At 57.2% G+C, this 10657-nt stretch carries 9 protein-coding genes and 1 tRNA gene; 1 reads left to right on the top strand and 9 read right to left on the bottom strand.

What is annotated here, in order from left to right:
- The coding region (locus ACH2EH_RS16710; protein WP_395143327.1) for a DPP IV N-terminal domain-containing protein at nucleotides 1–1850 on the top strand (1850 nt) is incomplete at its 5' end.
- A 34-nt stretch (nucleotides 1851–1884) separates the two neighbouring features.
- On the opposite strand, the gene ACH2EH_RS16705 is transcribed toward ACH2EH_RS16710, so the two are convergent.
- The 9 genes from ACH2EH_RS16705 to dnaE form a co-directional block, all read right to left on the bottom strand.
- On the bottom strand, nucleotides 1885–3186 hold the full coding sequence (locus ACH2EH_RS16705; RefSeq protein WP_395143325.1) for a dihydrolipoamide acetyltransferase family protein: 1302 nt from the start codon (nucleotides 3184–3186) through the stop codon (nucleotides 1885–1887).
- A 9-nt stretch (nucleotides 3187–3195) separates the two neighbouring features.
- Nucleotides 3196–3678 carry an SsrA-binding protein SmpB gene (smpB, locus tag ACH2EH_RS16700; RefSeq protein ID WP_309684986.1) on the bottom strand — a complete coding sequence of 161 codons (483 nt, stop codon included), beginning with the start codon at nucleotides 3676–3678 and terminating at the stop codon, nucleotides 3196–3198.
- 25 nt (nucleotides 3679–3703) lie between these two features.
- The gene (locus ACH2EH_RS16695) at nucleotides 3704–4756 is read right to left on the bottom strand and encodes a cytochrome c3 family protein (RefSeq protein ID WP_395143323.1); all 1053 of its coding nucleotides are present in this window, start codon (nucleotides 4754–4756) and stop codon (nucleotides 3704–3706) included.
- Between the two features lie 10 nt (nucleotides 4757–4766).
- Nucleotides 4767–5987 carry an acetylxylan esterase gene (locus ACH2EH_RS16690; protein ID WP_395143322.1) on the bottom strand — a complete coding sequence of 407 codons (1221 nt, stop codon included), beginning with the start codon at nucleotides 5985–5987 and terminating at the stop codon, nucleotides 4767–4769.
- 63 nt (nucleotides 5988–6050) lie between these two features.
- A tRNA-Gly gene (locus ACH2EH_RS16685) sits at nucleotides 6051–6122 on the bottom strand.
- A 42-nt stretch (nucleotides 6123–6164) separates the two neighbouring features.
- Entirely contained in the window at nucleotides 6165–6890 is a 726-nt protein-coding gene (locus tag ACH2EH_RS16680; RefSeq protein ID WP_395143320.1) for a hypothetical protein, read from the bottom strand.
- A 25-nt stretch (nucleotides 6891–6915) separates the two neighbouring features.
- Nucleotides 6916–7509, bottom strand: a complete 594-nt coding sequence (locus ACH2EH_RS16675) for a hypothetical protein (protein WP_395143318.1) — start codon at nucleotides 7507–7509, stop codon at nucleotides 6916–6918.
- A gap of 3 nt (nucleotides 7510–7512) precedes the next feature.
- Nucleotides 7513–8421 carry a restriction endonuclease gene (locus ACH2EH_RS16670; protein WP_395143316.1) on the bottom strand — a complete coding sequence of 303 codons (909 nt, stop codon included), beginning with the start codon at nucleotides 8419–8421 and terminating at the stop codon, nucleotides 7513–7515.
- 283 nt (nucleotides 8422–8704) lie between these two features.
- Nucleotides 8705–10657 (bottom strand): DNA polymerase III subunit alpha (gene dnaE, locus ACH2EH_RS16665; RefSeq protein ID WP_395143314.1); only part of this gene is annotated, 1953 nt, incomplete at its 5' end.

The raw sequence follows: 10657 nt of genomic DNA, 5'->3' as shown, positions 1-10657 counted from the left end.
AGGGCAAGGAGCAGCCACCGATTCAGCTCACCAAAGACGGCGAGAAAGACTACAGCTTTGGGAGCCGCGAGGGGGGCTTCGGAGGTGGCGGAGGCGGTGGCGGCACGCGCCGTCGGCAGCAAGGTGAGGGCGGCGCACCACCGCCACCCACCGTCGAGCTTCGTGTTCGAGCAAGTGTCACCTGGTCTAAGGACTCCAAGCGCTTCTCCGTGAGCCGCTTCGACTCTCGTAATGTCAAAGAGCTGTTTCTCGTCAATGTGCTCTCCGATCCCCGCCCCACTCTGATGAGCTATAAGTACGCCATGCCGGGCGAGCCAGGTGTCGGGCAGCAGGAGCTCTTTGCCTTCAATCCGGCCACGAAGACGCTCGAAAAGCTAGCCATCGAAAAATACAAAGATCAACAAGTACGCAATGTCCATTTCCAGGACACCACGTCTGAGGCGCTTCGCTTCGTGCGGCGGGATCGCCTTCAACGTCACGCCGAGCTCTGTGAGATTAATCTAAACACTAAGGCCGTCACGCCGCTGCTCTCCGAGGCCGTGGAGAATGCGTTTCTGGAAATCCAGGAAGTCAAGTACATCAAGCCGGGCGGTGATTTTCTCTGGTTCTCCGAGCGCACCGGCTGGGGGCACTACTACCTCTACGCCAACGACGGCAAGCTCAAGAATGCAGTGACCAGCGGCTCATTTCGTGTGGCACAGCTCACGGAGGTGGATGAGAAGAAGGAGCAGCTCTGGTTTGTGGGGCAAGGGCGGGAAGCGGGTGAGAATCCCTACTACCAGCACCTCTACCGAATCGGGCTCGATGGCAATCGTAGCAGTCTGGCACTGATAAACCCCGGTGAGGCAGAGTATACCTCTAGCGTCTCCCCCTCAAAGGACTTCGTGGTGGATGTCGCCTCACGCCCCGACTTAGCGCCGAAAGCCGTTCTCCGTGACCGTGAGGGCAAGGTGCTTCTCGATCTTGAGGAAACGAAGCTGGAGCGTTTGCTGGAGCTGGGCTGGCGGATGCCGGAGCGCTTCATGGTGAAGGCAGCCGACGGCGTGAATGATCTCTACGGCAATCTCTGGCGACCCACCGACTTTGACCCGAAGAAAAAATATCCGATCATTGCTTATGTCTACCCTGGCCCTCAGACCGAGTCGGTGAACTCTGGCTTCTCGCTGAGTGCTAATAACGCACGTCTGGCTCAGCTTGGTTTTGTGGTCATTCAGATCGGCAATCGGGGGGGGAATCCAGCCCGCTCGAATGCCTACCATAGCTTTGGGTACTACAACCTACGCGACTATGGCCTCGCTGACAAGAAAGCCGGAATCGAGCAGCTTGCTGCGCGCTTCCCATGGGTTGACATTGAGAAAGTGGGAATCTTTGGGCACTCCGGCGGTGGTTTCATGACGGGCGCTGCGCTTCTGATGCCCCCGTACAATGAGTTCTTCAAAGTGGGGGTGAGCAGTGCCGGAAACCACGACAATAATATTTATAACTCGAACTGGAGTGAGCAGCACCACGGCTTGAAAGAAATCCCTGTTCTCGATAAAGATGGCAAGCCGACGGGTGAGACAAAGTTTGAGATCAAAGTTCCCACCAATGCCGAGCTCGCTGCGAACCTCAAGGGCAAGCTGCTTTTAGTGCATGGAGATATGGACAACAATGTCCATCCTGGCAACACCATCCGTCTGGTCAATGCATTAATTAAAGCCGGTAAACGCTTTGATTTTATGCTCCTGCCTGGTCAAGCGCACGGTTTTGGGGAAATGACCGGCTACTTCAACCAGATGACTCTGGAGTACTTCGCGGAGCACCTCTTGGGCGACTACCAGCGTGGCAACGCGGAGCTGAAGGCGAAGTAGCCGCCCACAGAACGTGGACGGCTAGCAGTGGACGCTACGCCAGCAGCAGCCCTGGTGTCTCTAGAAGCTCTTTGACACGAGCCAGAAACGCGGCGGCGGGGGCACCGTCGAGGGCGCGGTGGTCGAAGCTCAGGGAGAGGCCCATCATCGGGCGAACGGCGGGCTGGCCGTTCGCCGCGACGATCGTGTCCGTGATGGCGCATATCCCAAGAATCGCCACTTGGGGAGGCGGAATAATCGGATTGAACGCTTGGACACCGTAGTTTCCTAAGTTAGTGACGGTGAATGTCCCGCCGGAGACTTCGCTACTCGCCAGCTTCCCGGTACGCGCACGCGCTGCCAGGTCAACTCTGTCTTTGGCGAGCTGGGTCAGACCCTTGCGCTGGACCTCTTTAATCACCGGCACGATCAGCCCGTTGTCGCCGAGGGAGACTGCCATTCCGATATGCGCGGCATCAAAGAGGGTGATTGTATCGCCATCTATGTGGGCATTGACCATGGGGTGTTCTTTGAGTGCATGGCCACAGGCTTTGAGGATCAAGTCGGTGGGGGAGATGCGGACATTGTCAGACTTCTCGATGGCGGGGAGAAGCTGCTTGCGGAGCTTGTTGGCCTCGGTCATGTCCACTGCGAGATGGAGCGTGACATGAGGCTTCTCCCGCACGGACTTGCTTAAGTTATCCGCGACGCGTTTGCGCAGACCCGAGAGCTTGACTATCCGTGCGCCAACCTCCGGCACTGTTGCCGCACGCACATCGTCGGCAGTGATACGGCCTCCGGTGCCACTTCCCGCAACGGAAGTCAGATTCACGCCCTCACCTGTCGCAATCGCTTGGGCAAGGGGTGAGACACGCACGGCAGGAACCTCCAGAAGCGCCTGCGCTGCTTCCGCAGACTTGGCGAGAGCGGCATGGGCCGCCTCAATATCGCGCTCGATGATCCGTCCGGCTGGCCCGGTGCCCTTTCCGGCGAGGTCTTTGACATTCACGCCCAGCTCATCGGCGATGCGACGTGCACGCGGCGAAGCATCAAGGGGGCCTCCTAATGGCTCCTCCGCTGGGCGGGGGCTGGGGGGGATTGGCGCGGGCGGGGCTTCCCCAGGCTCACCGACCAGCACGACAGGGGATTCCACTTTGACGTAGGCATCCACGGGAGCCAGAAAACCCAGAATCACACCCGCTTCAGTGCTAGCAAACTCCATATTGGTCTTGTCCGTCTCTAGCTCGCCCAGCGCCTCGCCAATCGCGACCATGTCGCCGACTTTCTTGAACCACTGAACGATACGAACTTCCTCAACCGACTGCCCGAGCACGGGCACCTTCACTGTTCTTGCCATCCGTTGTAGCTAGTTCCTTCCAAAAACTTCGCGCCGCGCTTCTCGATCGGCGTCGCGCTTGGCGATATCCTGCCGCTTGTCGTAGAGCTTCTTGCCACGCCCAAGCCCGAGCTCCAGCTTGGCAAAACCACGCTCAAAGATAATGGCCAGCGGGACGAGCGACAGCCCTTTTTGTTGGGTCTGCCCGAGCAGGTGGTCAATTTCTTTGCGTGTGAGCAGCAATTTACGGACCCGTGTCGGTTCGACATTGTCGCCATGGCCCTGGGTGAAGTGCGCGATATGCAAATTATGTAGCCACAGCTCGTTCTTCTCGATACGCGCGTAGCCATCGGTGAGATTCGCTTTGCCGGCCCGGAGTGACTTCACTTCCGTGCCGACCAACACCATCCCGGCGACATAGGTCTCCTCAATGAAATACTCGTGGCGTGCGCGACGGTTCAGCGCGACAGTGCGCTTCTGACCGCTCTTCTCTTCAGCTTTACTGGTGGACATGAGGCCCTATTATACCGCGAAGCCGTCAGTTGATGCGGATGAAGTGATCGGCCATCTTGAGGGAGATTGTCCCGTGTGTCATCACAGGGCGGTCGGGCATGTGGCAGGAAATGCACTTCTCCTTGGGGTTGACCGAGCACACTCTCTCCGGGGCGCTATGACACGAGACACAGACTGCTTCGTAGCGCTTTGTATCTTTGGAGGCATTGCTGTGCGGGTTATGACACGTCACACAGGTGAGCTTATTGGCACTCTCTTTAAAACAACGGCTTTGGGCAAGACCGTAGGGCTGAAAGCGGTTGGTCAGCTTCTTGGACACGGCGGGCATCCCAGCGACATCGTCTTCGGTGCGATGACAGCGGCCACACAGAGTATTGAGCGCCGTGCCGGTTGCCCCCCGCAGCGACGAGATAGCAAGATCGTGCGGTTTCTCGCTTTTTTGCATCGCGGCGACGTGCTCGGCTCCAGGGCCGTGGCACGACTCACAGCCGACACCAAAGAAGCGCTTCTCGGGTAACAGCGAGACCAGAGGCAGGGTGACCGCGTGGCAGCTCAGGCACTGACGCGTTGCTTCCTCTTTGTGGATGGCGCTCCCTAAGCTTCGGGAAAGCTCCTGGATACCCGGAGTGAGGTGCCACTGTTTTTCGTGGGGGAAGTAGCTCTGCCGGATCTCCGCACTGGTCTGCTTGAAGACGGCCAGAAAGGTGATACCGGTTTTCCCGGAGCCGAGCGCGAGCTGAAGCGGTAATTTTGAGGTGGCAGAGTGCGCCACCAGCCTGCCGTCCTCAACGGTGAAACGCCCCTCGCCGGGCACCACACCCGGTGCGGGCGTTAGTGTGCCTAGATCTGCCACTGTCGCCTCCCGTAGAGTTTGTGCATGATTGCTCTGGTGGTGGCTTTCGAACTCACTCGCATGGCACGGCTGGCAGGCAGCCGTGCCCGCGTAGGGGGTTGGCTCTAGGAGCAACGCCTCTGGTGCGACTACCGACGGCGGCTGCTTCTGTGGGGTGCAGGCCAGTGCGCCTAGAACCAGGAGCGGCAGCAAAATACTCCAGCTTTTGGGGACAGTAACGCGCATAATAACAAGGTTAACGGGGAATCGGCTTTCCCTCGCGCAGTGCCGGGAGCCACGCACTCCAGCAGCGTTTTTCGTAGGCGGCCTGGGAGCCGTTCTCGTTCTGGTGACCTGCAACAGGGAGAAGGATCAGCTCTTTGCGACTCTGGATCTGATTCGTGGCAGCGATAATTCCCTCCGGCGGGCAGGTCTCATCAATCAGGCCGCAGCCGATCAGCACGGGGCACTTGATCCGCGATGTGAAGTTGGCAACATCGAAGTAGCGGCTGGCTTCGCGCACTTTGTTTTTATCTTTGTTGCCCGTGTTATTGACCCACTGCGGCCAGCCCGGTGAGCGGCCCACATCCGGGCCGAGCATATCGCAGCCCGCGGGAACCGAGGCGAGGGCGGCGGTTATTTTCGGATGAAAGCCCGCCGTCACCAGCGCCTGCAAACCGCCCTGACTCCCGCCCATCACCACCAATGTCTTGCCGTCCCAGTCCGGGTGCTCGGTCAAGTACTGCGCGGCACGGTAGCAGGAGAGATACATCCGCAAGAAATAGCTGGTCTCCGGGCTGTCGTTGCCGATCGCAGGGTAGTTATTCAGTGGCCCTCGACTCTGCTCTTCGTAGAATGCGGGCGGCTGGTCAATGGGAAGGTCGTGGGCCTCGATGTTGAGCGCCAGCCAGCCGTCGGCGGCGCGATCCGTGACCCAGTTCTTGGGCAGACCATAGACTCCGGCCCACTGGACGATTAAGAGCGCGGGGAGCTTTGTCTTTCCCGCTGGCTGGGCCGTGTGCCCCTGAATCTTCGTCCCCCGGATGTTATCCATGGTGATCTTGGAATACAGAACTCCTGCCTTGCCGGAGATCCCACGCTCCAGCCTCGGGTTGGCGGGGACGCCCTCCAGCTCTTTCACTTTCGTGGCCCAGAAGGCATCAAAGTTAGCGGGGCGCTTCGCCGAGAGCATGACTCTTTCCGGTGCGGCCACCGCTCCACCTCGGCTGCGCGAGCCTTGAAGCACAAGTAGCAGTGCGCCCGGTCTTTCAAAGCGCGCCTCGACGACACCGACGCCATTGGTTAGCGTGGCGCTCCCTTTGCTCTGCTCCGTCAGGCCACCTTTTTTGACAACATAGTCCACTTTTTCAGGAGCCATGCCCTCGCCCGCCCAGTTCACACTCCAGCGAACTGTTTGACCTACGCGGTAGACGCCATCGGGGTGATCTGCTGTGACCATAAAACGCGCTGCTTGCATTGTATATTCCTTTGACTAGACAAAAAAACAAAAGCCTCCTGATTTTACCAGAAGGCTTTTAAGAGCGGGAGACGAGACTCGAACTCGCGACATTTTGCTTGGGAAGCAAACGCTCTACCACTGAACTACTCCCGCAGTGCCTACGATTCTATCGGTTTTTTGCAGAGTGTGCAAGGCTCAGTAGACCCGCTTGCCGGTCCATTCTTTGTTGGGTTCCTCGCTGCCGCTGCCCCACTTGCCCGTGAAAGACTCGCCGTCGTCGCTGAGCACAAACCAGCCTTGTCCCCCGGAAGCGCCATGCTCCGTCCAGGTAAACGTCAGCCGATCTCCGATGAGTGTTCCCTCAATGACCCCCTCACTGGAGGGGTAGGTGCCGGTGACCCGGTTGCCATGAATATCCAGTGTCAGCTCCCCAAAGGTTGCGCTCCACTTTCCCGCAAAGGTTCTTGTGCCACGTCGCGTGAGCAGATAGACCGGCTGGAGCTTGAGCGCGTCTTTGACGGACTGGGCAGGGCCATCGGGAAGCTGAGTGGCCAATATCTCAGACTTACCTTCCTGCACCGCCCCGACTTTTCCATAGAGCTGTGCTAGGCTGAGGGCATACTTGACGACATCATCGCCGCTCCAGTGCTTGCCACGGGGCGGCGGTGGGAGCCAGAGCTTGATCCAGTTTGCGCCCCCGGGGATGTTGCGAACCAGCTCGTTTAGCCAGTCCTCCACCCGGCTCGCATCATTGAGCGGCTGGCGGGGCGGTACTATCCGTGCCCCGGCAAGCGTTGAATCGGCAAGAAGACGCACACCAACGCGCTCACCCACCTCACGGAGCAGCGTCTCCAGCGCACGCACACTAGCAGGAGCCTGTTCCTGCGTAATCACAATCGGTGGAACGAGAGGAAGCATCATTTACACATCCAAAAGATCTAGCCCATTATACGGCGTTTGCCGCGCACTGGGCAAAGATGTGGTCAAGGATTCCCAGAAGGCGGGGCGGATCGGTGATGCCATAGGTCTGAGTCCCAAACCAGCGCGGCTCTGTGGTGCGCAGATAGAACTGCCAGCCCTGGCCGTTGGTGACAATCCCGTAGACATCAATGCTCTTCCTCACTTTCGTGTTCAGCTCGGCGCTGGTCTGCATCTCCACCAGGCACTGCGCCAGCCCTTTATCAAAATCATCTTTCTTGGCCTCCGTCACGCACACAAAGGGCGTCGTCGGAACCGCCCCGCGCGGCGCAACCAGATAGTCTAAAAGCCCACCGCTCCGCTCGCCCTGAATCGTGGTTTCTTTGAAGATACGCAGATTGGTGTAGGGCTGGCCCGCTTCCTCAAAAAACGCGTCTACTAAAAGCAGCTTCGCTCCCTCGGAGCGCGACGTATCAAAAAGCACCAAGCGGCGCATCTTCTCCTCAAAAAACGCACTCGGCTCCTTGGTCGCCGCAGGGATTTCCCAGGCTTCTGTCTCCAGAATCCCAACCCACTCCAGCGCACTTGCCAGATCAAACTCCGAAAAACTCTTGCGTGGCATAGCTTACTCCGGTTCCTCAAAGTAATCTTGATCAATGCGCTTGATAACGAATGTGTCTTGCACACCTACACCGAGGTTGTACTCGATCATCAGTGAGGCTAGGCGTGGGCCGTCAATTAGAATAATCTTATATGTAGGATTCATCTTGGCCGCTTTTTCTGCGGGATCAGTAAATCCTGAAGTCGTTAATAAAACACCTTTATTTGCACCATTATTTACTAGGCTACCAAGGAAAGTTTGAACAATTTCACTTCCCACATTTCCTTTCCAGCGTTTTGCCTGAAGATAAATCACATCTAACCCTAGACGATCTTCGTTGATAATGCCATCTATTCCGCCGTCGCCGCTTTTGCCTACTGTTTTTCCTGCGTCCTCGCGGGAGCCACCGTAGCCCATTGCAAGCATCAAGTCCACGACAAGCCGCTCAAAAAAGGCAGGTGGTATCTGTTTGACAGTATCAAGAATGTCCGAGGCAAGTTTTTCATTGACCTCTAGCCAAATACGCTGAAGGGTTTCTTCCGGGGTTTCCAAGGATAAGATTGGTGTCGGAGGAGCGGTGACAGTTAGGGTTTTCGTTTTGTTTTTGTAAGCGACGAACTCAGGGAACTGTGCGAGAAACTTCCCATCAATCTTGACTGGAGGATTGTTGAGAACTTTGGAACCCTGGTGTGTGATCTTGACCAAACCTCTGCTGGGGGATTCAACTAGGCCAGCCTGCTTCAAGTAAGACTTTGCCCAGCCAACTCTATTTACATAGGTTGGTTGACCCGTGAGTCCCACTTTTGCTTTTTCTGCATCGGTGAGTCTAAACTTTTCTGCCAACTCCTCGCAGACAGCCTTGAATGACTTCGGAGCAGTAGCGACGCATTTCAGGAGCGGTAACATAAACGTCTGATAATCTGGGACAGGCATAGTCGTATTTTACCAGGGATGCGCCGGGTGCCCACCCGAAGGGAAGGGCGTTTAGCCATGGGGATGTAAGGCGCGTCCCGCGACAGCAGGACTTGACATTCAAACGAATGTTTGATATACTCTTTTTGGGTCTTTGATACAATCTGTGTTGGTGGTTGCCAGTAACGAATCGTTAATCCGACGGGCGTAAAATACAGACGGTCAGCCTCGTAACAATGGGTGTAGGGCGGTACACCATCGGTGCAAAACCGTAGAAGCCCTCGGATTTATCCGAAGGGAGCCGTCACTCCACCCAGGCTTTTTGGTGGCCACCACCGAGCATTCTTCGGACTTGCTCGATCAGGCCCTCGTCGGGGTCCACGAGAATGGGGGTTTTTATTAAATACTCGCCGCTGGGGGTCTCGGCGTGCACCACTAAGGGCGAGCCGCCGTCTTTGCTGGTGAACATTTCTTTGACCATGTGCAGGAGCGTGCGGTTGTTGGGGTCAATGCGCACATGAACCGTGCGGGGGCGGGCATCGGCGGCCATGGCGTTCTCGACAATCCGCTCGATCTTGTCGGCGATCAGCTCGATCTGGACGTTCTTATCAGCGGCGGCGGGTTCCGCGCCCTCTTCTGCCACGTCACTCTTTAAGATGCGCTCCCGGTGCTGCGCCCGGCCAATGATCGCGACCACGGAGTTGACAATACAGTACTTTCCCCACTCGGCGGCGCACTTGGGAAAGAGCGTCACGCTCACCGAACCCGTGGTGTCCTCCAGCGTCACAAAGAGCATTGCGCTGCCGGTCTTGGTGTACTTGGTGCGCACCTCAGTGATCATTCCACCCACAGTCACTTGCTGGTTGGGCGTGCTCTCGCTGATCTGATCGGCGCGCCAGGCCCGCCACTTACGGCGCAGCTCGGGCTCAAACGGCTTGACTGGGTGCTCGGTGAGATAGAGGCCCAGCAGCTCTTTTTCCCAGCCTAGCCAGACCCCGCGCGGGTGATCCGGCACATTAGGCAGTGGCTGTACGGACTCCACCGAAGCGGCATCGTCGCCCGCATCGTCGCCCCAGAGCGAGATCAGTCCCGCCTTGGCATCTTTTGCCCCCCGTGCGGCGGCGGCGACGGCGTCTTCGAGCGTCTCCATCAGCGCCCTTCGGTTCGGGTGAATGCTCTTAAATGTCCCGGCTTTGATCAACATCTCAATCACGGACTTAGACGTGAGACCCTCTGCGAAAACTCGGGTGCAGAAGTCCGGGAGGCTGATAAACTTGCCGCCTTTCGCGCGTGCCTGTAAGATCGTCTCAATGGGGGACTTGCCGATATTCTTGATCGCCAGCAAGCCAAAGCGAATCGCGCCCTGGTATTTTTTCTTATCGGTGGGTTCGCGCACCGTGAAGTCAGCGTCGGACTCATTGACATCGGGCGGGAGAATCTCAATGCCAAGTCGCTCGCACTCCTCCAGCGTATTGACGACTTTCTCTGTTTTATCGACGTAGGCCGCCATTAACGCTGCTAAGTACTCTGCCGTATAATTCGCCTTCATGTAGGCCGTTTGATACGCAACCATGGCATAACACGCAGCATGCGCCCCATTAAAGGCATAACCAGCGAAGGGTTCGATGTCAGCGAATATTTTTTCCGCAGATTTTGTACTAACACCTCGCTCTTTGGCACCCTCCATAAAGATACCTTTTTGTTTATCCATATAAGATCGCTGTTTTTTACCCATAGCTCTTCTTAATAAATCTGCCTGTCCTAAAGTTAGTCCTCCAACTGCTTGTACAATCTTAAGGACTTGATCTTGATAAACAATCACACCATATGTCTCTTTTAAGATCGGCTCTAACAGCACATGCTCGTATTCTATCTTATCTGGGTCGAACTTGGACTGGATAAAGCGCGGAATGTGCGCAAGTGGCCCCGGACGGTAGAGCGCCACCATCGCCGAGAGTTCCTTGACGGAGTTGGGCTTCAGCTCCACAATGTACTTGCGCATCCCCGACGACTCCAACTGAAAGACGCCGGTCGTCTCGCCACGCCCGAGCATGTCGTAGGCCTTCTGCGCCCGGGGCTCGTCGTAGTGGAGGGGAATATCCCAGACATCCACCGTCTCGCCGCGTGTCTGCTGGATGAGCTTCACGGCGCGGCTCAGGATCGAGAGGTTGACGAGGCCCAGAAAGTCCATCTTCAGAAGCCCGATAGCCTCCAGCGAGCTGTGTGGGTACTGCGTGGCAAGTGAGCCGTCGTTGAG

Source organism: Armatimonas sp., from assembly GCF_043760365.1.
In the GTDB taxonomy this organism is placed as follows: domain Bacteria; phylum Armatimonadota; class Armatimonadia; order Armatimonadales; family Armatimonadaceae; genus Armatimonas.
The sequence above is the reverse complement of the archived record's forward strand: the minus strand, read 5'-3'. Positions and strand labels throughout refer to the sequence as shown.

Coding starts and splice junctions, on each gene's coding strand:
- ACH2EH_RS16705 (WP_395143325.1), bottom strand. CDS start 3,186: ATGGCAAGAACAGTGAAGGTGCCCGTGCTCGGGCAGTCGGTTGAGGAA.
- smpB (WP_309684986.1), bottom strand. CDS start 3,678: ATGTCCACCAGTAAAGCTGAAGAGAAGAGCGGTCAGAAGCGCACTGTC.
- ACH2EH_RS16695 (WP_395143323.1), bottom strand. CDS start 4,756: ATGCGCGTTACTGTCCCCAAAAGCTGGAGTATTTTGCTGCCGCTCCTG.
- ACH2EH_RS16690 (WP_395143322.1), bottom strand. CDS start 5,987: ATGCAAGCAGCGCGTTTTATGGTCACAGCAGATCACCCCGATGGCGTC.
- ACH2EH_RS16680 (WP_395143320.1), bottom strand. CDS start 6,890: ATGATGCTTCCTCTCGTTCCACCGATTGTGATTACGCAGGAACAGGCT.
- ACH2EH_RS16675 (WP_395143318.1), bottom strand. CDS start 7,509: ATGCCACGCAAGAGTTTTTCGGAGTTTGATCTGGCAAGTGCGCTGGAG.
- ACH2EH_RS16670 (WP_395143316.1), bottom strand. CDS start 8,421: ATGCCTGTCCCAGATTATCAGACGTTTATGTTACCGCTCCTGAAATGC.